General features: G+C 39.1%; 21 protein-coding genes. 11 read left to right on the top strand and 10 right to left on the bottom strand.

Features of this window, described 5'->3' with window-relative positions:
• Window positions 1-208 precede the first annotated feature (208 nt).
• The 4 genes from thrC to QL995_RS20545 all read right to left on the bottom strand — a co-directional run bounded on the left by thrC (window position 209) and on the right by QL995_RS20545 (window position 5,463).
• Window positions 209-1,492 (bottom strand): threonine synthase, encoded by a 1,284-nt coding sequence (gene thrC / locus QL995_RS20560; RefSeq protein ID WP_007587147.1) that lies wholly within the window; start codon window positions 1,490-1,492, stop codon window positions 209-211.
• An 11-nt stretch (window positions 1,493-1,503) separates the two neighbouring features.
• Window positions 1,504-2,439 carry a homoserine kinase gene (gene thrB, locus QL995_RS20555; RefSeq protein WP_290294963.1) on the bottom strand — a complete coding sequence of 312 codons (936 nt, stop codon included), beginning with the start codon at window positions 2,437-2,439 and terminating at the stop codon, window positions 1,504-1,506.
• A gap of 9 nt (window positions 2,440-2,448) precedes the next feature.
• Window positions 2,449-4,866 (bottom strand): bifunctional aspartate kinase/homoserine dehydrogenase I, encoded by a 2,418-nt coding sequence (gene thrA, locus QL995_RS20550; RefSeq protein ID WP_197174168.1) that lies wholly within the window; start codon window positions 4,864-4,866, stop codon window positions 2,449-2,451.
• A gap of 228 nt (window positions 4,867-5,094) precedes the next feature.
• Complete coding sequence (locus tag QL995_RS20545) at window positions 5,095-5,463, bottom strand: response regulator (protein ID WP_024589756.1); 369 nt, start codon at window positions 5,461-5,463, stop codon at window positions 5,095-5,097.
• 365 nt (window positions 5,464-5,828) lie between these two features.
• Here QL995_RS20545 and QL995_RS20540 point away from each other — a divergent pair, with 365 nt between their 5' ends.
• Both QL995_RS20540 and rdgC read left to right on the top strand, forming a co-directional pair.
• Window positions 5,829-7,598 (top strand): ATP-binding protein, encoded by a 1,770-nt coding sequence (locus tag QL995_RS20540; RefSeq protein WP_010554589.1) that lies wholly within the window; start codon window positions 5,829-5,831, stop codon window positions 7,596-7,598.
• A gap of 102 nt (window positions 7,599-7,700) precedes the next feature.
• Window positions 7,701-8,618: a recombination-associated protein RdgC gene (gene rdgC / locus QL995_RS20535; protein ID WP_290294962.1), complete on the top strand. Its 918-nt coding sequence runs from the start codon at window positions 7,701-7,703 to the stop codon at window positions 8,616-8,618.
• A gap of 353 nt (window positions 8,619-8,971) precedes the next feature.
• Here rdgC and QL995_RS20530 read toward each other — a convergent pair whose 3' ends face one another.
• Window positions 8,972-9,208: a YgjV family protein gene (locus tag QL995_RS20530; RefSeq protein WP_002962663.1), complete on the bottom strand. Its 237-nt coding sequence runs from the start codon at window positions 9,206-9,208 to the stop codon at window positions 8,972-8,974.
• A gap of 288 nt (window positions 9,209-9,496) precedes the next feature.
• On the opposite strand from QL995_RS20530, the gene QL995_RS20525 reads away from it, so the two are divergent.
• Complete coding sequence (locus tag QL995_RS20525) at window positions 9,497-10,153, top strand: Crp/Fnr family transcriptional regulator (protein ID WP_002962665.1); 657 nt, start codon at window positions 9,497-9,499, stop codon at window positions 10,151-10,153.
• Between the two features lie 48 nt (window positions 10,154-10,201).
• On the opposite strand, the gene QL995_RS20520 is transcribed toward QL995_RS20525, so the two are convergent.
• Window positions 10,202-10,768, bottom strand: coding sequence for a phosphoribosyltransferase family protein (locus tag QL995_RS20520; protein ID WP_007377478.1), 567 nt, complete (start codon window positions 10,766-10,768; stop codon window positions 10,202-10,204).
• Window positions 10,769-10,951: 183 nt separating this feature from the next.
• Entirely contained in the window at window positions 10,952-12,247 is a 1,296-nt protein-coding gene (gene pepB, locus QL995_RS20515; protein ID WP_024589754.1) for an aminopeptidase PepB, read from the bottom strand.
• Window positions 12,248-12,370: 123 nt separating this feature from the next.
• Here pepB and sfsA point away from each other — a divergent pair, with 123 nt between their 5' ends.
• From sfsA to QL995_RS20475, 8 genes are all read left to right on the top strand, one after another.
• Window positions 12,371-13,090 (top strand): DNA/RNA nuclease SfsA, encoded by a 720-nt coding sequence (sfsA, locus tag QL995_RS20510; protein WP_007587160.1) that lies wholly within the window; start codon window positions 12,371-12,373, stop codon window positions 13,088-13,090.
• Window positions 13,091-13,406: 316 nt separating this feature from the next.
• The gene (dksA, locus tag QL995_RS20505; RefSeq protein ID WP_002962671.1) at window positions 13,407-13,850 is read left to right on the top strand and encodes an RNA polymerase-binding protein DksA; all 444 of its coding nucleotides are present in this window, start codon (window positions 13,407-13,409) and stop codon (window positions 13,848-13,850) included.
• 20 nt (window positions 13,851-13,870) lie between these two features.
• A complete protein-coding gene (gene gluQRS / locus QL995_RS20500; RefSeq protein WP_101163484.1) occupies window positions 13,871-14,815 on the top strand; it encodes a tRNA glutamyl-Q(34) synthetase GluQRS in 945 nt (314 codons plus the stop codon).
• A 78-nt stretch (window positions 14,816-14,893) separates the two neighbouring features.
• Entirely contained in the window at window positions 14,894-16,375 is a 1,482-nt protein-coding gene (gene pcnB, locus QL995_RS20495; protein WP_007587164.1) for a polynucleotide adenylyltransferase PcnB, read from the top strand.
• Window positions 16,376-16,379: 4 nt separating this feature from the next.
• Window positions 16,380-16,865: a 2-amino-4-hydroxy-6-hydroxymethyldihydropteridine diphosphokinase gene (gene folK, locus QL995_RS20490; protein ID WP_007587165.1), complete on the top strand. Its 486-nt coding sequence runs from the start codon at window positions 16,380-16,382 to the stop codon at window positions 16,863-16,865.
• Window positions 16,866-16,895: 30 nt separating this feature from the next.
• A complete protein-coding gene (gene panB / locus QL995_RS20485; protein WP_007587166.1) occupies window positions 16,896-17,690 on the top strand; it encodes a 3-methyl-2-oxobutanoate hydroxymethyltransferase in 795 nt (264 codons plus the stop codon).
• Window positions 17,690-18,538, top strand: coding sequence for a pantoate--beta-alanine ligase (gene panC / locus QL995_RS20480; RefSeq protein WP_007587167.1), 849 nt, complete (start codon window positions 17,690-17,692; stop codon window positions 18,536-18,538). The genes panB and panC overlap by 1 nt, the downstream gene beginning before the upstream one ends.
• Window positions 18,539-18,571: 33 nt before the next feature.
• A complete protein-coding gene (locus tag QL995_RS20475) occupies window positions 18,572-18,808 on the top strand; it encodes a hypothetical protein (RefSeq protein ID WP_007587168.1) in 237 nt (78 codons plus the stop codon).
• A gap of 233 nt (window positions 18,809-19,041) precedes the next feature.
• Here the strand turns inward: QL995_RS20475 and QL995_RS20470 are convergent, their stop codons facing one another.
• From QL995_RS20470 to phoB, 3 genes are all read right to left on the bottom strand, one after another.
• A complete protein-coding gene (locus QL995_RS20470) occupies window positions 19,042-20,010 on the bottom strand; it encodes a phosphate ABC transporter substrate-binding protein PstS family protein (RefSeq protein ID WP_010554592.1) in 969 nt (322 codons plus the stop codon).
• A 115-nt stretch (window positions 20,011-20,125) separates the two neighbouring features.
• Window positions 20,126-21,433: a phosphate regulon sensor histidine kinase PhoR gene (gene phoR / locus QL995_RS20465; protein WP_290294961.1), complete on the bottom strand. Its 1,308-nt coding sequence runs from the start codon at window positions 21,431-21,433 to the stop codon at window positions 20,126-20,128.
• A gap of 65 nt (window positions 21,434-21,498) precedes the next feature.
• Window positions 21,499-22,188: a phosphate regulon transcriptional regulator PhoB gene (phoB, locus tag QL995_RS20460; protein WP_006791869.1), complete on the bottom strand. Its 690-nt coding sequence runs from the start codon at window positions 22,186-22,188 to the stop codon at window positions 21,499-21,501.
• Window positions 22,189-23,111: the final 923 nt, after the last annotated feature.

The following is a 23,111-nucleotide window of genomic DNA, read 5'->3' as shown; positions in this document are numbered from 1 at the left end:
ACTCTTTGCCTACGCTCTTAAGTTGAGGATATTTAAACAGGGATTGAAACTATTTCACAGCTCTTTTAAGATGATATTTTTTTATAAAGCCATAATAATTTTAAATGAATTATATTTACTACATTTAATTAGTAAATATAACTAAGTGTATTCATCCGTATAAAGTTATAAAAAAAGCGGCTCAAGCCGCTTTTCCTTTTAATTTAACTTAGCCTAATTTAGCGAGTATTTCGGTACGTAACGCGTCGTAATCGGCGTTCATATCGCTTGCTAGGCATGGTTTTGCTAGTGCATCAGCAAGTGGTTTTGGCATACCTAATTCAATATTTAGAATACCCTCTACGCTTTCTTTAAACTTAGCAGGATGAGCTGTCGCTAAAAAGATACCCGCTGCACCAGGTGCACGATTTTCAACAAGACCTTGGTAAGCAATAGCAGTATGAGGCTCTGCAACATAGCCAGTTTGTTGAATTTTTTTCATCACGGCTTGCGTGTCTTGCTCGTTTACGCTTGTTGAATAAAAATTATCGTAGCTAAACCAGTTATTATCTAACATTGTTTGTACACGCGGCCAATTGTTTGGCTTACTTACATCCATCGCATTTGAAAGCGACTCAAGCGTTGCGTTTGGCGTCCAGTTTTTATCAAGCATAAAGCGCGGCACAGTATCATTTTGATTTGTTGTTGCACTTAATTTGCCAACAGGTAAACCAATAACCGCACCAATCATTGCGGCGCACACATTACCAAAATTACCACTTGGCACTGATATATGCGCTGTTGCGCGCTTTTCTTTTGGTAGCAGTGCAATGGCTTCAAAGTAGTAACAAACCTGAGCAACTAAACGGCTAATATTAATTGAATTAGCTGAGTTAAGCCCAAGTGTTGATTTAACTTCTTCATCTAAAAAGGCATTTTTAACTAGCTCTTGGCAATCATCAAAGCTGCCCTCAACTGCATAACAATGAATATTGTTACCTAGCGTAGTAAATAGCTTTTGCTGAGCAAGTGAAATTTTGCCTTTAGGGTATAAAATAACAACATCGATATTTGGTTTATTGTAAAAAGCATGCGCTACAGCTGCACCGGTATCGCCCGATGTTGCTGTTAAAATAGTTACTTTCTCGTCTTTATTAAACTGCGTTAAACACTCTGCCATAAAGCGACCACCAAAGTCTTTAAACGCAAGTGTAGGACCATGAAACAGTTCTAAACAGTATGTGTTCTCTTCAACTTCCACCAGCTTAACTGGAAAGTTAAATGCATTTTTAACCATTTGTGCCACGGTATCGCTTGGTAACTCATCACCAATTAGGTGAGATAATATTTTGCCGCTGCGCGTAACAAAGTCCATATCAAGCAATGCATCAACATCGGACAGTGGCGGCAGTGATTCTGGGAAAAATACACCTTGGTTACGACCCAAACCTGTTTTTACGGCTTCAACGAACGACACTTTTTGTGAGCTATCTTTTAAATTATGTAATTGCATGACTAACTATCCTATAAAACTGTTAATTGACGCGTGCCGTCGTTATCTAATTTACAAATGTGGCAAAAGCCTTGCTCGTTAATGTAATTGGTTTTTAACCACTGCGCGCATTGCTGTGCAGCTTCAAGTGTTTTACACACAGTAAATAAGGTTGGTCCTGCGCCCGAAATACTGACTATTTCAGCGCCCAGTGCCGGCAAGCTTGCTTTGGCTTCACTAAAGCCTTTAATAAGCGGTGCGCGGTAAGGTTCTGCTATTTCATCTTTCATTATGCTTAGCGCATCGTCAAAACGGCTAGTTAACAGTAAGCTACTAAATGCCGACAAACGCTGAGCAAACTCAACACTTGCATGCATGCTCAACTCTTTTGGTAAAACAGAACGCGCTTTTGCTGTATTTAGCGAAAAACCAGGAAATGCAGCTACGTAATACCAGTTTTCATCAACAGGCAGTGCAATCGATTTATCAGGGATTAAATCACCGGTTAATTGCAAACCACCTAAATAACATGGCGTAATGTTGTCGTAATGGCGACCACCGCTCACTACAGCTTCAAAGTCAGCCATAAGCTCAATAAGCTCAACCTGACTTAAATGAGTTTTTGCAAACTTATCAAGGGCAGCAAAAGTAGCCACGACCGAACATGCACTAGAGCCAAGCCCTGAGCCAATTGGTAAGTTCTTTTTAAGCTCGAGCTTTACGCTTGGCATAGTAGGCGCAACATGCGCTCTAAAATGCACTAAACACTGGTACGCTAAATTCTCATTCGCATCACTTGGTAACTTATGAGCGTATTCGCCAGTGCAAATAAACTCATCGCTTGGTGCGGCGCTTACAGCTGCTACATCACCTAACAAACTGCCATCAATTGGCGCAAGCGCTGCGCCAAGTGCATCAAAACCCACTGCAAAATTACCAATAGACGCCGGAGCATATACTTCAATCATAACGAGCTCCTAGCGCGATAACGTTTTTAAAATATCAGCAAATACACCCGCGGCTGTTACTTCCGAGCCGGCGCCATAACCACGAATTACAAACGGACGTGGCTGGTAGTATTGGCTTAAAATAGCCAGTGCGTTTTCACCATCACGAATGACACTAAGCGCATGCTTTGCATCTACCGCTTCAATACCTACTTTACAGTGGCCTTCTTTAATTGTGCCTACATAGCGAAGTACCCTACCCTCGCTCGCAGCGCTTTGAATGCGGTCATTAAAATCAGCATCTAAGCTTGGTAGTTTTGCCATAAACTCATCAACGCTATCACCTTGTGCAAAACCTGGTGGTAATACAGACTCAACTTCAATATCGCTTAGTTCTAATTTCATACCGGCTTCGCGAGCGATGATCAATAACTTACGTGCTACATCGGTACCCGATAAATCATCACGAGGATCTGGCTCAGTAAAGCCACTTTCTTTGGCTTTAATAGTTGCCTCAGAAAGTGATAAACCATCTTGAAGTGCGCCAAACATATACGAAAGTGAACCTGATAAAATACCGCTAAACTCTAATAACTCATCACCGGCACCAAATAATGACTGTAAGTTGTCGATTACTGGTAAGCCTGCACCAACGTTCGTTTCGTATAAAAATTTACGATTATTCTTTTGCGTTGCTGCAATTAAATCTTGGTAATACGTGTATGAGCTTGTTGTTGCTTTTTTATTGGCAGCAACCACATGAAAACCTGCATTTAAAAAGTCTACATACTGCGCAGCAAGTGCATCCGACGACGTACAATCAACAAGCACAGGGTTTACTAAATGATTTTGCTTAACAAACTGCTCTACTAGTTTTAAATCAAACGCCTGCTCGGATGAGGCCAATTTTTGCTGCCAATCACCAAAAGCAATACCTTCACTATCAAGGTGTAATTGGCGAGAGTTAGCAACACCATACAAGTTAAGTTTAATATTACGCTTTTCTAGCCACGCTTGTTGGCGCTCAAGCTGATTAATAAGCTCTTGCCCTACTAAGCCACAACCTAGTAAAAACACATCAATTGACGGCACATGCGTGAAAAAGTTTTCATGGCATATTTTTACGGCGTCGTTACAAAGTTCGCCATCAATTACTGCTGAAATAGCACTTTCTGTAGAATCCTGTGCAATTGCCACAATATTTACTTGCGCTTGTGCAAGCGATGCAAAAAACTTAGCCGCTAAGCCACGGTGCGCGCGCATGTTATCGCCCACTAAAGTAACAATGGCTAAATTGCGCTGCACTTGTACAGGCTCAATAAGCCCTGCTTGTAATTCAAGCTCAAATGCAGTTTGTAGCGCATCAAGTGCAAGTGCTAGGTCTGTTTCGTGTACACAAAAGCTAATGCTGAATTCGCATGATGACTGCGTGATCAATACAATTGATACGTTATCGTGAGCAAGCGCGTTAAATACCTTAGACGCCATACCTACTTTGCCTTTCATGCCTGGCCCTGAGACAGTTAGCATTGCAAGGTCTTGTAGGCTCGAAAGCGCTTTTACTGGCTCATCTGATGAATAATCGTTACCAATTAATGAGCCTTGTGCGTCTGGGTTATGCGTATTTTTAATTTCGCACGGCACGCCGGCTTTAGCACACGGCAAAATTGTTTTAGGGTGAAGTACTTTTGCACCAAAGTAAGAAAGCTCCATCGCTTCTTTATAAGATAAAAAATCTACTTTAGTCGCTTTTTTAATATAACGAGGATCAGCACTGTATACACCATCAACGTCTGTCCAAATTTGGCAAATTTCAGCTTCTAAACATGCTGCTGCAATTGCTGCTGAGTAGTCTGAGCCATTACGGCCAAGCGTTGTAAGTTCACCTTTGTCATTACTCGCTGTAAAACCAGGCATGATATAGATAGTTGCAGGGCTTTCTTTAAGCACAGCTTGAAAGCGCGCTTTACTTGTTACTAAATCAGCCTCGGCGTCGATATAACCGCCAGTTGAAGCGATACAGCTTGTTGCTTCTAAGTATCTTGCATCGTGCGAGTTCAATAAAGCCTGCATTAAAGAAACACTAACGCGCTCTCCAAAGCTAATTACAAATGCGCGAACTTGATCAGGGCAACATTGTATAAGTGATACGCCATCTAGTTTATTTTTAAGCTCGCCTAAGTTTGGCCAACTTGTAACTACTACACCACTTTTTTCAACGTCAGCTTTCAAACCTTCACAGCGGCTAACTAATGCTTGCCATTGCTGCGAAAAGTCAGAGCCTTGTTCTGCAGCACTTGCAAGTGCAACTAGCGAATCGGTCATTCCACCTGGAGCAGAAAGTACCAAAAGCATTTCATCTTTTAATTGTGCTTTAACTAGCTGAGCTACCTGTTGTAAGCATGCATAGTCGGCAAGCGAAGACCCACCAAATTTTAAAACTCGCATTGTTTATGTTCCTCATCCCATAAAACGAAAAAAGGCCTGTGTTCTAAGTGAACACAGGCCTTTAAATTTGTTGCACCGACCTATGCCACTATCCAGTAAGAATGATGGTTGTAATAATAATGGTCAGTACGCAATTAATTGTTTTCATATGTTAAGACTGCCTTAACAAAGGCTATGCTGTCAACCCTAAATTAAAAGATAAAACAGCCTTTTTTAACATGAAAAAACCTAATGAATGCCAAATTTATGCAATATTTCGTTTAAGTTAGATTTATTGATAGGTTTATCGATAAAGTCTATTGCGCCAAGTTGTGCGACTCGTTGCTTCATTTTCTCTTGTATATCGGCAGAAATAACTAAAACAAAGCACTCTATTTTTTCTATTTTTATAGTCTCGAGTACTTGTATACCATCAACTTCGGGCATTGTGAGATCTAAGCACAATAAATCAAAGCTTTGTGCTCGTAAAAGTTCTAGAGCGTGCGCTCCATTTGTAGCTTGTTGTATTTGAGCGTCTATACATTCATTTAAACACCGCACGACTTGTTTACGGGCAACTGCAGAATCGTCACAGACTAATATCGAAAATTTCATCATGTTTACTACTACACAACCATCAAAGTTATTAAAAGGTTATTAAACTAATGCCTTCCATTGCATTTTAGACACTTTAACACGCCTCCAAGCACTCAGCGCATTAATAATTTAATACAATGATAAATATAGAATAAATCCGTTTAAGATATAATTAACCAAAGCAAATACTAATTAAGCCTACAATACATAACAGATAACGAATTTATTAATTTATACCTTGGTTTAAATACTTTGATACTACACGCTCACTTTTGGATTTATCTTATTAAATTTTAACTTTTTTATTTATTTTTAGAGGTTTATTGACTAACTTTTAAATTACTATCGTAACGTTACAAAAATAATAAAGGATGAACAAGTCACTCATGTTACAAAAAAGTCTTTCTAAGAAGCTACTGACTAGCGTTTTATCCGTCTATTTTTTGCTTACCTTTGTAGTGACCTGTGGACAAGTGCTTGCTGAATACGTCAATACTAAAGACTATATTCGCGATGAACTTAGTACCTTACAAAAAACCTTTAGTCGCAGCTTAACACGTGCAATTTGGGAGCTTAATACCAAGCAAACAATTACAACAGCAGAAGGTTTACTCGCCATCCCCATGATTGAAGGGATTATTGTTCGAGACGACAGCGGCGAAATTATTTCACAGCTAGGGCGATCTCTTGATATACACAAGCTATATAACCAACAGTTAGTACAAGAAGAGGTTATTTTAGAAGACGCAAAATCGGGTTTATTTGGTTATACCTTTCCACTTATTTTTGAATTTTCAGGTCGTGCTACTCAAGTTGGTGACGTTACCTTATTCTCAAGTCGAGAAGTTGTTTTTAGCCGCATTATGGTATCAATCTACTTTTTGATTGGTAATGCGATGATTAAAACCACCTTTTTGATCATCTTATTTTTAATGGCATTTAGAAAACTTCTTACAGACCCTTTAGCTGAACTCACTGAGCAACTAGAAAATTTAGAACTAGACGAGCTAGAAGGTCAACATATAGAGATAGAAACAGAAGAACATAATGAACTAAAAGTGATGGAGCAGTCATTTAACAAACTAATAGATAAAGTGGTTCAGTATAGAAAAGAGCTTGAACACACCCAAAAAGAACTCATTATAAGTAACGAAAAGCTTGATCAACACAACATACAACTTGAACAAGACGTAGCCCGTAAAACATCCAACTTAAGCCAAGCAATGATGGATTTACAGCAGCAAAAATACGAACTCGAAAAGCAAAAAATTGTCCTCACCGAAGAAGTAGACTTACGCCGCAGCACAGAGCAAGAGTTAATTACAAAGCAAACTGAATCTCAGCGCTATATAGAAGAGTTAAGCCTTGCACAGGAACGTTTACTAGGCACAGAAAAAATGGCTGCGCTAGGCGGACTTGTGGCAGGTATTACACACGATATAAATACGCCTATTGGGATAGGTGTAACGGCAATATCATTTTTACAAGAACGCTTAAATAAACTCGAAAATGCTTATACCGAAAAAACACTTTCGCCAAAAGCACTAGAAGAATTCATTAACGAAGCAAAGCAAAGCACAAGCTTACTAACCACTAACTTAGATAGAGCTTCGGAGCTTATAGCTAGCTTTAAACAAATAGCGGTCGATCAAGCCAGTGAAGCAGTAAGAACCATTAACTTTAAAGATTACACTAACGAAGTAATACGCTCACTGCACCCAAAACTAAAAAAGACATCTCATACTATAAAATTAGAATGTCCTGATGATTTAGTTTTAAATCTACCTGCAGGGGCTATAAGCCAAATTTTTACTAACCTAATTATGAACTCACTTATTCATGGCTTTGAAGGTAAAAGCAACGGTGTAATGGATATTAAAATAAGCGCTGATGACACTAACTTAACTATTGATTACAAAGATGACGGTAACGGTGTTACCAACGAGCAATTAAAAAAATTATTTGACCCATTTTTTACTACCAAACGCGATGAAGGCGGTAGCGGATTAGGCACCCATATAATGCTTAATTTGGTCAAGCAAACCCTTAGTGGCTCTATTGATGCAACGAGTGAACCGGGCAAAGGTCTGCGTTACTATATTCAATTTCCGAAGAACATGGCTAAGCCACTGCCTATTTTTGATAAATATGAATAAATAAAAGTATATGCATTAAATTATTAGTAACAAATCAGTCATTTCGAGATGCTGTTTTTATTGCTATGATTGTACAAATTTTTCAAATGGATCAATTCCCCTATGTGGTTTAGTAACCTTATTTGTTACCGCTTTAAGCAAGACGTTTCATATACTCAAGAAGACTTTGATAAAGCATTAGAGCAAGATTTATTTCGCCCATGTACTGGTCAAGAGCTTGCAACATTTGGTTGGACAAAAGCGTTTGGAAAACATGGCGATACGCTATCGCATTTTTCTCAAAAAAGTATTCTAGTTTGCGCTAAACGCGAAGAAAAAGTACTCCCTGCTTCTGTTATTAATGAACTAGTTGCTGAGAAAGTTGATCTGATAGAAGCTGAAGAAAACCGCCCAGTTAAAAAGAAAGAAAAAGACGAATTAAAAGAAAACATTCTTTATACTCTTCTACCTCAAGCATTTAAAAAGTCGAGCTTACAATTTGCCTTTATTGACCAAGAAAACGGTTGGGTTGTTGTAAATAGTGGCAGCTTTAATAAAGCAGAAGAGCTACTAGCACTACTTCGTAAATCGTTGGGAACGCTTCCGGTTGTACCTGCGTTTGCTAACTACGACCTAGATGTATTTTTAACTGATTGGTTAACTAACTTTAGTACACCAGAAGGTTTTGCTATTGGCTCAGACGCTGAACTTGAAGAAGCAGACGACAGCGGCGCACAAGTAAAGCTTAAAGGTCATGATCTATCGTGTGATGAAGTTAAATCGCATTTAGAAAGTGGTAAACGCGTAACTAAACTTGCACTTGATTGGCAAGAGCGTCTTAAGTTTATGCTGCAAAACGATGGCTCTATCAAACGTTTAAGCTACTCTGAAACTCTAAAAGAAGAAAACGCAGATATTCCTAAAGAAGATATGGCTTTAAAACTTGATGCTGACTTTATTTTAGCTTCTGAAGAAATAAAGCAATTACTTGAAGAGCTAACTGCAGGTTTAGGTGACGTTGAAGATTTAGAAAAAGCGTAAATACCATAGTGCCTACCTGCATAAATATTTAAGCAATTTAATGAATTAAATAGCATATGTAAGTAGGTTGGTATAACAGATAAAAATCCGATAGCAGTTTACTGCTATCGGATTTTTTTATGAAATTTAGAAGCACTTATTTATATCTAAACCGCGAACAGTATTTAGCTAACGATCGACGTATTAAAACCTAAGGTAATCATCTTTTAAGTAGGAGAATACAGCATGGTTCAGAGGTAAGTTATGTAGAGTGATATGAGATTATCTATATACGCTTCAAGCTGGACTGCACAAAAGCTGAAATTTTTGATTTTAATTAAAACCATTAACTTACTTTGTGCAGATAACTTATTTTAGCTTTTAGCGTCTTCAACTTTAGGTTGGCGATATATTTTTATAATGTGATATAAATTTACAAGCGACAATAAGCCGTTGGTAAAAATAACAGGCACTGCGCCAATGGCAACACCGTATGCAGTAAATACAATACAACCAAACATGTTGTACCAACGCAGTTTTACTACATCTGTCATTGTTAACGATGCAACCAATAAAGCTGATGCAATATAACCTAAATATTCCCAACTCAATTGTTCTCTCCTAGCCTTTAGGTTAGCATTACATGTACTGCTATCTTATGGCACTTGTAAGTATTGCAAAGTTACAACAAAATAAAAAAGCTAACCTGCTTAAAAAACCTGAAAAAGTTTGCCGGAAAATACCAGCAAATTCTTAAATCATTACACGGGAAATGAAGGTAAAATAATACTCTTAGCAAAGCTAATAATATTAGTAGCAAGTTAGCGTAAATTCTTAGTGTCTTAATGCTATCGTCATTAAGATGTAATAAATAGGACAAATGTCCGAAGAGCACATTGATGTTTCAATACCATTTTTCTAGTTACCTTGTTGATCAGCTTTTAACCTTTGCCGGTAGTAGCTATCAACAATCAAAAAAAGAAGTTCTGATCCATCAAGATCAGCCTTTAAGCAAGCTTGTGCTTGTACGCAGTGGCACTGTGTCGTTTAGTTACGACGTAGGTAATGGACGACGCCTGCTGTTAGGACAATTGGATTGTAACAACACCCTTATTGGTGAAATAGAAGCGCTAAATAATAATCCGTGTATATATACGGTAACGTGCTTTAGCGATGTCACTTATAACCTTATTGAATTAAGGCATTGGCGTGCTCTACTGCTTGAAAAACCAGAACTAAGCTTATACACAGCACAAACTATTGCGGCTAAGTTTCAGGAAAACCAAAAAATCAATTTAGATAAGTTATTACTACCACTTAGCTATAACATAGCTAAAGATTGCTTACTAAGGGCCGAGAACAACAACCCTACGCTACTTAGAGCCTACCCAACTGTAAATGCTGAAGCCGAACGTTTTGCTACCACTGAGCGAGCTTACAGACGTGTTGTTACAGAACTCGTAGAAAAAGGCTTGGTACTTAGAAGTAACGATGGCTTGCAAGCAGTCGATATACCAAAACTAAGTGAATACGTAGATAGCTTTGCTCAGCTTTAAAATAAAAAAAGGCCTTAACGGCCTTTTTTTATTTATGCAAATTACTAATTACTTCTCTAGCAAAATGTCATGAATTTTCGCAAGATCAGATTTACCAGCAATAATTTCATCCGGTGTTAAACCCGATAATTCATGCGGGAACACTAACCACTCTTCAGATTCATGAATATAATAATCTGGAACAGTGTCTACTTTTGAGTTTTTTGGCTTATAGTACGGGCATGCAATACGAATATCACGTGGCAAGTTTAAGCGCATAAGCTCTGAAAGCTTTTCTTTTAATGCAACAATACTACGACCTGAGTCAAATACATCATCAACAATTAATAATGAATCACCTGCATTTGCGTTCTCTACAATGTAATGTAAGCCGTGTACTTTAATTTCTTTCGACTGTTTACCAATACCGTAATAAGACGATGTACGTACTGCAATGTGGTCAGTCTCAATGCCTTTGTAATCGTAATATTCTTGAACAGCAATACCGATCGGTGCACCACCTCGCCAAATACCAATAATAAAATCAGGACGAAAGCCATCTTGGTATACTTGTGCCGCTACGCGGAACGAATCTTCAAGCAGCTGTTGAGCTGTGATGTAGCACTTATCTGACATAATTAGAAACCCCAGTGGTGGATATAAGATTTGAGCGCAGCTTAGAGTTAAGCAAAAATTAAACTCAAACAGGTATTGGCGACTGATTTTACCGTAAATGAAATAAAATTGCTTGCCTGTAAATTAAAAAATAGGCACCCAAGGGTGCCTATTTTTAGCGTAAAAAGCGTAATTTAGTAAATATTATGCTTTTTCTTGTAAAGTACGAGCAACTGTACGCATACCTTGAGTTGTTGCACCCGCTGCCCATTGACTTGTACTGCCCATGTTAAATGCAGCCGCTAAATCGATGTGTACCCAGCCTTTGCCATCGTTTGGCACAAAGCGCGATAAAAAGCCTGCTGCATTCGATGCACCGCCATAACCGCCACCTTTTTGCGCACGGCTATTCGCCGTATCAGCATAAGGAGATGGGCAGTTTTGTTGATGCCATTTTTCAAGAGGAAGTGGCCAAGCAGCTTCCATTTCTTGAGATGCAAAACTCTCAACTTCACGTACAAGTTCTTTATCAAGTGCAAATAATGCATTGTACTCTTGACCAACAGCAACAAGCGCTGCGCCAGTTAGTGTTGCTGCATCAATAATAAGTGGAGCGCCAGTCTCACCTGCGGCCATTAGGCCATCTGCAAGTACTAAGCGACCTTCAGCATCGGTGTTTACAATTTCAACTGTCGTGCCATTTTTATAAGTAAGAATATCACCTAATTTGTATGCATGACCCGAAATTAAGTTCTCAGCACAACATAAAAACAGTTTAATACGTTTTTCAATACCACGGTTAATAGCCAATGCTAAACCTGCAGTTACTGTTGCAGCGCCGCCCATGTCGCACTTCATACCAAGCATACCTTCGCTTGATTTAATTGAGTAACCACCTGAGTCAAACGTAATACCTTTACCTACAAGCGCTGCACTTACTGGTGCATTTTCGTCGCCTGTTGGGTTGTAATCAAGCTCAAGCAATACTGGCGGGCGAACACTACCGCGACCAACAGCATGAATACCAATCCACTGTTGCTCTAGTAACGCATCACCTTTAATAATTTGGTAACTTACATGCTCAGGCGCTAATGATTGAATAAACTCAGCTGCTTTTTCAGCAAGGCTTTCTGGGTAAATGTCATCGGCAGTCCCGTTAACCATTTCACGTGCCCAAATTGCTGACGTTTTTAAGTGAGCAAGTTCTTTAATATCTGATTGTGCGTTATCAACAAACTCAACACCATTTAACGATTTTGGTGTTACAAAGCCTTGATAAAAAGCCCACTGGCTTTCTGTACACCAAGCATCGCCTGCTAATTCAACGTTTTTAATACCTTGGATTGCAATAGTACGACCAGCTTTTTGAACATTTTTCAATGTTTCTTGCTCAGACAAATGAACAGTTGCACCGCGCTCATTAAAAGACAATGACGCATTATCGCCCCAATGACTCGCTGCTGCTTGTTCGCTTAGTTGAACAACAAATTTTTCACTCATGTTAGAATACCCTTGCACTTAAATGTGCCACCGAGTTTACTATAGAGCGCTTAAGTTCCCAACAGCTTGAGATAAATAACATAAACCACACTGCTGTGCAGTATTTACGCTTTGGAAGTTATCATGAAGTACACGCCAACTCTGCAACCTGCCACCTTATTAAAACGCTACAAACGCTTTTTAGCTGATTTACAATTAAGTGATGGCAGTGAATTTACCGCCCACTGTGCTAATACGGGTAAAATGACGGGATGCGCAGAGCCGGGTTTTGCTGCTTTTTATTCAACAAGCGATAACGCAAAACGAAAATACCCGCATTCATTAGAGCTTACGCAAAATAACTTATCGCAGCTTATTTGTGTAAATACAGCAGTGGCTAATAAAGTAGTAGAAGAAGCAATAAACAATAATGTAATAAGCGAGCTACTCGACTACAGTCAATTGCAAAGCGAAGTAAAGTACGGCAGCGAAAACAGCAGAATCGACTTTTTGCTCACTGACGAAAATAAGCCTGATTGCTACGTAGAAGTTAAATCAGTCACATTATTAAGCGAAGATGCACCACAAAGCGGGCAAGGCTACTTTCCTGATGCGCAAACACTGCGCGGACAAAAACATATTCGCGAACTAATAGAAATGATCGAACAAGGCCACCGAGCAGTATTACTGTTCGCTGTTTTGCATGAAGGAATAAATACAGTAAGTGCAGCTGCGCATATTGATAAAAAATACGCCACGCTATTAAGCCAAGCAATAATAGCCGGCGTTGAAGTATTAGCATACAAGGCCACAATTTCTGCTAATGAAGTTTTACTTCATAAAAAAATAGTATTTGCACAATAGTGTATTAAACCAAGGGATTGAACTAAGCGTAATTTGCAAAATAAGCAAAGTACTCAAATTAAAAAAAGTTATACAAAGTGAATTATAAAAATTAACTTGTTTTTAAAGCTTTTGCCCACATAACAAGGCAAGTTTTAGAAAGCGAATATGTGAATTAATTAAAAGTGTAAATAGACTATTAATACACTTTTTACTCAGTAAGCATGGTTGAAGCTAATTCGATTAATTAAAAATAAATTTGCCTAGGATATAAGATTCTGTTATTTATACCGCCGGCTAATGCTGAGGCATTAAATTAAGGATTTAGGAGAGAGTTATGCCAGACCAAAAGAAACATGGTTTATTGGCTCAAGCCGGTTTAGAACCATACCAAGAAAAACCAGGCGAAGAGTACATGAATGATGCACAACGTGCTCATTTTAGAGCGATTTTAGAAACTTGGCGTAATGATTTACGTAACGAAGTTGATCGTACTAAATCACACATGCAAGACGAAGCTGCTAACTTTCCTGACCCAGTTGACCGCGCTGCACAAGAAGAAGAGTTCTCTTTAGAACTTCGTACTCGTGACCGCGAACGTAAATTAATCAAAAAAATTGAAAAAACAATTAATTTGATTAAAGAAGATGATTTTGGCTTTTGTGAGTCTTGTGGCATCGAAATTGGCATACGTCGCTTAGAAGCACGTCCTACTGCCGATTTATGCGTAGACTGCAAAACACTTGCAGAAATCAAAGAAAAGCAATCTGGACGCGGCTAATTAATACTTATTAATTAGTTATGTCTCCTACAGCCGTTACTGCGCCTATGCGTAAATATCGCGGTCGTTTTGCACCGTCTCCTTCTGGGCCATTACATTTTGGCTCACTTGTAGCGGCTGTGGGTAGTTATCTAGATGCAAAAGCTAACCAAGGAGATTGGTTAGTTCGTATAGAAGACATTGACACTACGCGCGTGGTTAAAAACGCCGACTCCGATATTCTTAATACCTTACATGCCTACGCCCTTCACTGGGACGAACCTGTTGTATATCAAACGCAGCGTCTGCCTTTATACCAAGATATTACCCACTCACTTTTAAAACAAAACCTTGTTTATGGTTGCACCTGTACTCGCAAACAAATAAAAGCCATTGGCGGTATTTATCAGGGGCATTGCCAAGCACTTAATCATAATACTCAATCCGGTGCGCTTCGCTTAGTTCAGCAACATCCAACGACTCAATTTAATGATTTAATTCAAGGTGATATAACGGTAAATAGCGCCCTTTCCCATGAAGATTACTTAATTAAACGCAGCGATGACTTATTTGCATATCAACTTGTTGTGGTCGTCGATGATATTGCTCAAGGGATTAATCGAATTGTAAGAGGTGCTGATTTAATTGAGCCAACCGCACGGCAAATTAGTTTGTTTAAACAACTCAATAGCCCTGTACCTGAATTTGCTCATTTACCTTTAGCGGTTGCCAAGCCTGGTTTCAAATTGTCTAAACAAAATTATGCTCCCGCCATTAGCAAACAAAATCCAAAGCCTGCTTTAATTAGTGCATTTGAATTTTTAGGGTTGCCTGTTATAGCTGATTTAATCGATTTAAATATTGAACAATTAATCGCTTGGGGAATTAAAAACTTTAGCTTAAAACAGGTACCACAAGTATCCGAAATACAAATTTCTCAGCATCCACGTAGTCAGAAAGTCCAATTTACACATTTAAGTAAATAAAATAGCTAAAAACGGCTTAATTTCAACACATCAACTTAATTTTTAAACCCTGCTGGTATATGATAGCCGCCTAAATATATGCTAATTACGTCAAACAGCTTGTACTGGGCTATAACCGCCCCATTTGCTGTAACTTTTGATTGCGATGCAGAGTCAATCACACCTTCTAGGAGACAGACTATTATTTCCAAGCTTTTTCAATTTTGCCGACAAATAATCGGCCCGAATACCAGTGCCGAAAGCGCTTCTGTAAGCAGTGAACCTATTGTTGTCACTCGTGGTGAGCATGGTATTTCTCGCAAACAATTTAGCCCAAATGCAATCAAAGTATTATACCGCTTAAAAGACGGTGGCTACGATGCCTACCTTGTTGGTGGTTGTATTCGCGATATATTGTTAGGCCAACAGCCAAAAGATTTTGACGTAGTTACTAATGCCACGCCAGATCAAGTAAAAAAACTATTTAGAAACTGTCGCCTTATTGGTCGTCGCTTTCGTTTAGCACATATTGTATTTGGCCGTGAAATTATTGAAGTGGCGACTATGCGTGGCCACCACGAAGCGCAAGAAGACAAAAATCAAATAAGCCAATCAAGCGATGAAGGCCAATTACTACGTGACAACGTATTTGGCAGTATTGAAGAAGATGCAGAACGCCGCGACTTTTCAATCAATGCACTTTATTACTCAATCAAAGATTTTAGTATTCACGATTACGCCAACGGCTTAGCGGCAATTAAAGCTAAACAAATTGAGCTAATCGGCGACCCTGAAACGCGTTACCGCGAAGACCCTGTTCGTATGTTACGTGCAGTTCGCTTTGCTACTAAACTTGATATGAGCATTGCGCCTAAAAGTGAAAAGCCAATTAGTGAGCTTGCAAGTTTGCTTGATAACATTCCGCCAGCACGTTTATTTGAAGAAATTCTTAAGCTGTTTTTAAATGGCAAGGCCGAAGCCAACTTTTTAATGCTGCGTAAATACGGCTTATTCCGCTCACTGTTTCCTGAGCTTGATAAAATCTTAGATAAAAACCCAAGTGGCTTAGAACACACGCTTATTCAGCAAATGTTTCAAAATACCGACAAACGTATTAATGCCGATAAAAAAGTAACACCAGCGTTTATTTTTGCCGCACTACTTTGGTTCCCGCTGCTTGAACGTACTAAAAAGATTCAAAGCCAAGAGCAACTTGCAGAATACGATGCTTTCGCACAAGCAATGAATAAAGTACTAAGCGATAACTCACAACACATTGCGGTTCCTAAACGCTTTACTTTAGGTGCTCGCGATATTTGGCATATTCAGCACCGTTTGGATAAACGCGCAGGCCAACGTGCTTACAGACTAACGCAGCAACCTCGCTTTAAAGCCGCCTACGACTTTTTACTCTTACGCGTAGATGCAGGCGAAACACAGCATACTGAGCTTGCCCAGTGGTGGACACAATACTTAAGCCAAGATATAAACGGCCAAAAAGAGATGGTTAAAAACTTAGGTCACCAAGGTGGTCCTAAGCCGCGAAAGCGCCGTCGACCTACTAAAAAGCCAGCTGAGTAATAACATGCACTGTGTTTATTTGGGTTTAGGTGCCAACCTAAACTCACCAAAAGAGCAGCTTGATAACGCGGTAATCGCGCTTAAAAAGCTGCCTAATTGTGAATTTATAAACGTATCGCATTACTATGCAAGTAAGCCTATGGGCCCACAAGATCAACCAGACTATATCAATGCAGTAGCGTGCATTAAAACGACCCTTGAGCCAGAGCAATTACTTGATTTAACGCAACGAATTGAACTTGAGCATGGTCGAGTAAGAAAGGCTGAACGTTGGGGTCCACGCACTCTTGATATAGATACTCTATTATTTGATGATCAAATTATAAATACGGTGCGCTTAACTGTGCCTCATTATGGTTTGAATAATCGCGAGTTTGTGGTTTATCCACTATTAGAGCTTGCACCTGAACTTATTTTACCTAGCGGCATTGCATTAAAAACCATTGCAAATAATTTACCGCTCAACGACTTACAACAATTACCTCTGTAATTAACCTAGGCTTTTGCCTGCGAGGATATTATGTCTAAAATAACCGTTTCTACTTTAAATAAAATGAAAGCAGAAAATAACAAAATTACTGCATTGACAGCCTACGACGCTAGTTTTGCAAAGTTATTTCATGATAACGGCGTTGAAGTTATTTTAGTGGGCGACTCTTTGGGCATGGTACTACAAGGCGGCGATGACACCCTTGGCGTAACCAATCAAGATATTGCATATCATACCCGCTGTGTACGCGCTGGTAGCCGCGAATTATTTGTAATTGCTGACTTACCTTTTATGACCTACTCAAGCGTAAGTGATACTTGTAAAAATGCAGCTGAGCTTATGCGCGCTGGCGCAAACATGATTAAGCTTGAAGGCGGAGAATGGCTTTACGAGAGCATTAAAACGCTTACTCAACAAGGTATTCCAGTTTGCGGGCATTTAGGCCTTACACCACAGTCAGTACATGTATTTGGTGGCTTTAAAATACAAGGTCGCGAAGAAGACAAAGCACAAAAAATGATTGATGACGCAAAAGCACTCGAAGCTGCTGGCGCACAATTATTAGTACTTGAATGTATTCCAAGTGCATTGGCAAAACGCATTACAGACGCCCTAAGCATCCCAACAATTGGTATTGGTGCGGGCAGTTTAACTGACGGCCAAATACTGGTAATGCATGACCTTGTTGGTATTTCAGCAGGTTACATTCCTAAATTTTCTAAAAACTTTTTGCTCGAAACAGGCAATATGCCTGCAGCCGTTCAAAAGTATTGTACAGACGTTAAAAATGGCGCGTTTCCAAGCGCTGAACACGAGTTTAAATAATGCAGTCAATTACTGAAATCAGATCGTTACGTAGTCAAATTAAAGCATGGCGCCAAGCGGGTCTTAGCGTGGCACTTGTGCCAACAATGGGCAACTTGCACCGTGGGCATTTTTCGCTAGTAGAAAAAGCAAAAAACTTAGCCGATAAAGTCGTTGTGAGTATTTTTGTTAACCCAATGCAATTTGGTGCTAACGAAGATTTAGATAACTATCCTCGTACACTAAACGAAGATAAACAAGGCCTTGCAGAACTAGGCACTGATATTGTATTTACCCCAAGTGTAGAAACAATTTATCCAAATGGACTTGGCGCACAGAGCTTTGTAGATGTGCCTGATATTTCATTAGGTTACTGTGGTGGCTCACGTCCTGGTCACTTTAGAGGTGTTGCCACGGTAGTTACAAAATTATTTAACCTTGTACAACCCGATTACGCCTGCTTTGGTGAAAAAGATTTTCAGCAACTGCAAGTAATTAAAACCATGGCACGCGACCTATCAATTCCGGTTGAAGTTATTGGTGTACCTACAATGCGAGAAGTTTCTGGCCTTGCTATGAGCTCACGTAATGGTTACTTATCTGATGAGCAAAAAGCGACTGCAACCGTATTATTTAAAGCACTTAATACATGCGCTGAGCAACTTAAAAGCGGCGAAAAAGACTTCGTAAAACTTGAAAGCTTAGCTAAACAGAGCTTAGAGCAAGCTGGCCTAAAGCCAGACTATTTTGAGATTGCTCAACGAGATACATTAAAAACTGCTACAATCGAAGATACTCAATTTGTTATTTTAGCCGCAGCCTATTTTGGTGGTGTTAGATTGATCGACAATATTCAAGTCGAAATTTAATATTATTGCGACTCCATTTTAAGGATAAGAAGCATGCACACTTTAATAAAAACAAGCGTAGTCGCCCTTACTTTTGCACTATTAGTAGGTTGCCAAAACCAAGTTGAAAACCCTGAAATGAATCAGTGTGCTCAGCAAAATTACCAATGCGAAAGTACATGTGAACAGCAAACAACTGCTGAGGGCTTAAAGCAGCAAGTATGCTCTGGAAAATGTGTTGAGAGCTACAACCAATGTAAAGCACAAGCCGAAAAATTAGGTAATATTTAATTCCTTAAAGTTTTTAGTTTTAGGCACAAAAAAACCGCTCAATGAGCGGTTTTTTATTGCCTATGGTTTATCATACCAATTTTATTAAAAACATGACCATTCTAGCGTATTAAATAACTCACTAACTACGTTAAAAATTATTTATATAGAACAACTATGTATCATAATTTTAGCCTTGTTATTGCGCTATTTTCTTATCGCTATAATAACTCACTAATTTAATGCAATTGGTATTAGTTCAAACCAAGCTTTTTAAGTTCTGTTTTTACTAGCTTTGCAGAAAGTGGTACATAACCATCTTTTTCTACAATTTGCTGACCATCTTTTGAAAGTACCATTCTTAAAAATTGTTCTTCCATAGGTGATAGTGGCTTATTCGGGTGTTTATTCACATAAACATATAAAAAGCGCGATAGCGGGTATTTACCTTGCGCAACGTTATCAAGTGTTGCATCAACAAAGTTATCGCCTTTTTTAGCAAGCGGTACTGTACGTACGCCCGATGTTTTATAGCCAATACCAGAGTAACCAATTGCATTTAATGAAGATGAAATTGACTGTACTACTGATGCAGAACCCGGTTGCTCATTTACATTATTACGGAAATCACCTTTACACAGTGCTTTCTTTTTAAAGTAGCCATAAGTACCTGACACTGAGTTACGTCCATAAAGCTGAACGTCTTTAGCAGCCCAATCGCCTGTTAGGCCGACATCGCTCCAACGATTAACTTGCTCTGGTGCGCCACATTTACGAGTAGATGAAAAAATAGCATCTACTTGGTCAATACGAAGACCTTCAATTGGGTTATCTTTATGTACAAATACAGCAAGTGCATCAATAGCTACGCGAACTTCTGTTGGCTTATAACCGTAACGTTTTTCGAACGCTTCGATTTCTTTAGATTTCATTTTACGGCTCATTGGACCTAGGTTAGCTGTACCTTCGGTAAGTGCCGGTGGCGCAGTAGAAGAACCTGCCGCTTGAATTTGAATATTTACATTTGGGTAAATACGTTTGTACTCTTCAGCCCAGAACGTCATCATGTTGGCTAAAGTGTCAGAACCTACTGATGAGAAGTTACCTGAAACACCACTAATTTTTTGATACTCAGGAATATCTTGATCTAAAGCAACTGCTTGTGCAGATACGAAAGTTGTAACAGCCACACCCATTGCGGCAACTAAGTTTTTAAATTTCATGTAGGGTTCTCCGGTTTGTTCGTCCCATTTTCTAACTGCTGCCCACTCTAAAGTGAGTACATGACAGTTACATTACTCTTAAATGACACTTTTATGACTTTGCTTTTCAGCCTAATTACTTAGCTAGCGAAACTATCTTATCTATTGAAAATTCGAAAGAAAAACACGAACCTTTGTTAACTTCGCTGCTAATATTTAATTTACTATCGTGGCGCGTTAGTACATGTTTTGTAATCGCAAGCCCTAAACCTGAGCCACCTGTTGTTCTGCTGCGGGCTTTATCAACACGATAAAAACGCTCAGTTAAACGGTTAATATGCTCTGGCGCAATACCATCACCATTATCGGTAACACTAAAACGCGCTTTATTGTTTTTGCGCTGCCAACACACTTCCACTTTGCCACCGGGTTTAGTGTAATGAATGGCGTTAAATACTAAATTAGAAAACGCACTACGCAGTTCATCCTCAGAGCCTTTAATATCAAGGTTTTTATCGATATTAAAAATAAGCTCATGGCCTTTGTCTTGATTAATTGAGTTTGCCTCAGTGTGAATATAACCAAGTAATTGCGGTACGTTTATGGCTTTATCGTTATCTTGGCGCCGTGCACCTTCAATACGCGAAAGCGATAGTAATTGGCTGACTAAGCTATCCATGCGCTTGCATTGTTCAAGCATAGTATTTTGCGCTTTGTTCCACATTGCTGGCGGCGGCATCATGTCGCCATCCATCATCTCAAGATACCCAGTAACCACTGTAAGCGGTGTACGTAGTTCGTGTGACACATTGGCTACAAAGTCTTTACGCATCTGTTCTAGCTGTTTTAAGCGCGTTACATCACGCACAACAACCATAAGTTGCGTGCTTGCATAAGGCATAACCCTAAATTCTAGTACTTGCTCAATGCTATGACCGTTATCCAGCTCAAGCGCGTCGTCAAATTCACCTTTGTGCATGTATTTAGCAAACTTAGGTTCGCGAATTAAATTATCAAGACGCTGACCATGATCGGTTGGCCACTGCAAACCAAGCACTTTAAGCGCTAATTGATTACACCACACAATACTTAAATCGTTTTGTAATACCACTACCGCATCAGGTACTGCTTCAGCCCCATCGCGAAAGCGACGAATTAAATCAGCAAGCTCATTACGTTTTTTACGATTACGGTGCTGTAGATGATAAATACCTTCAAACACTTGCTCCCATGCACCCTCGCCCTCAGGTGGATTAAAGCTACGTTGATTAAGTAGCCAATCGCTCAAACGATAAAGTTGATGGTAGTGCCAAATAAGGAGGGAAAAAGATCCTAAAAATAAAAGCAAAAATGGCGCGCCAACCAGCACACCAATTAATAGTAAGGGTAAAAAATAGATAAACAGGCGCTTTACTAACGCCTGCTTATTAACAACTCGATACATACACTCACTTTACCTTAGAGTAGTAATACATGCGTATTTCATACATTAGCTAAGCTTTAAGCTGATCACAGCTTACTTGAAAAACGATATCCAGCACCACGTACAGTTTGCACCAAACGGTCATGTCCAAGTGGGCCAATTGCTTTACGCAGACGACGAATGTGCACATCAACCGTGCGATCTTCTACGTAAACATTAGTTCCCCATACATGATCAAGCAGCTGTTCACGGCTATAAACACGCTCTGGGTGAGTCATAAAAAAGTGCAGTAATCTAAATTCGGTTGGCCCCATATCAAGCTCGTTACCTTCTGAGGTAACACGATGCGAAATAGGGTCTAAACGCAGGCCATGTACTTCAATAGCTTCTTCTAATGAGGTTGGCGATACACGGCGAATAACCGCTTTAATACGCGCCATAAGCTCTTTAGGAGAAAACGGCTTAGTTACGTAATCGTCAGCACCTACTTCAAGACCGCGTACTTTGTCTTCTTCTTCGCCACGGGCTGTAAGCATAATAATTGGGATTTGGCGGGTGTGTTCGTTTTGCTTAAACTTTTTAGCAATTTGAATACCACTTCCACCTGGTAACATCCAATCAAGTAAAACCATATCTGGGTAAGGCTCAACCATAGCTGCAATAGCAGAGTCGTAATCTTCTGCTTCAATTGCTTGAAATCCATTTTGCTCTAAAACAAAAACCAACATCTCCCTGATAGGAGCTTCGTCATCTACGACTAGTACTTTACGTGACATTCCAATTTATCTCTTACGCTATCGAATTAGTTTTCATTATTATGACTAAGTATGACATTTTTATGAAAGTGTAACGTGTAAATTAAAATGGTGGTAAAAAAAACACAAATTAGTGACAAAAAACCTCATTAACGTCATATTTTTAAAACCTTTTTAATATTTAACGTAATAAAAAGAGATTTACGATAAATTTATAAAATAGCTAATTTTTGAAATTATCTGCTTTTTGTCGCTAGTTGAATCATTAAATAATACAAAATTAACTGGGATCATTTTTTTACTAACCAAGACTTTTTTACAGATCGATCGTTTAAAAGTAGCTTTAAAGCTATTTTAAAATTAACAAACCCGCCTGTGTAACAATCAATACGTTTAAAAATAGATCTAAATTTTACTAAGCCCAAAATAAAGGATCAGATTTTTACCAAGCCGATCCACTCTCAGATCAGAGTTGTACCTAGTCAAAGCCATAAGTTGTTGATTGTTTATACAAATAAATAACGATCAAATTATCTCAGAGCCTAAAATAGCGAAAAAGTGTATTTGGCTTAGTAAAGTAATGATCCGAAAAGGCTATGTTAGTAAATGCGTGATCCCAAAGTACGGCATTGATAGTACAGCGATCTGATCAATAGAAGCCGTAACCTGCAATATAAAAAGGGCTGACATTAAAAAAGCCAGCAACAAAGTTACTGGCTTAGGGCCTGTTGACCTTTCAGGATTAAAATTTGTTCAATCTAGGGGCGATTTAATCGCGGCGTGAGGTTTGTAACCTAGCGGGCTAAGTAAAAACCGAGCAAAGCTTCCGCGTCCTGCTCACGCCCCTTACCTACATCCATGTCATAGGTAAGATCTTAAGAAATTGAGTTGAAGCTCAATTCATGATCAAATGGTTGTTACCACACAAACCACAGAATCAAGAA

The sequence above is a fragment of the Pseudoalteromonas sp. APC 3358 genome (genome assembly GCF_030408075.1).
Lineage (GTDB): Bacteria > Pseudomonadota > Gammaproteobacteria > Enterobacterales > Alteromonadaceae > Pseudoalteromonas > Pseudoalteromonas arctica.
This window is presented reverse-complemented; position numbering and strand designations above follow the sequence as displayed.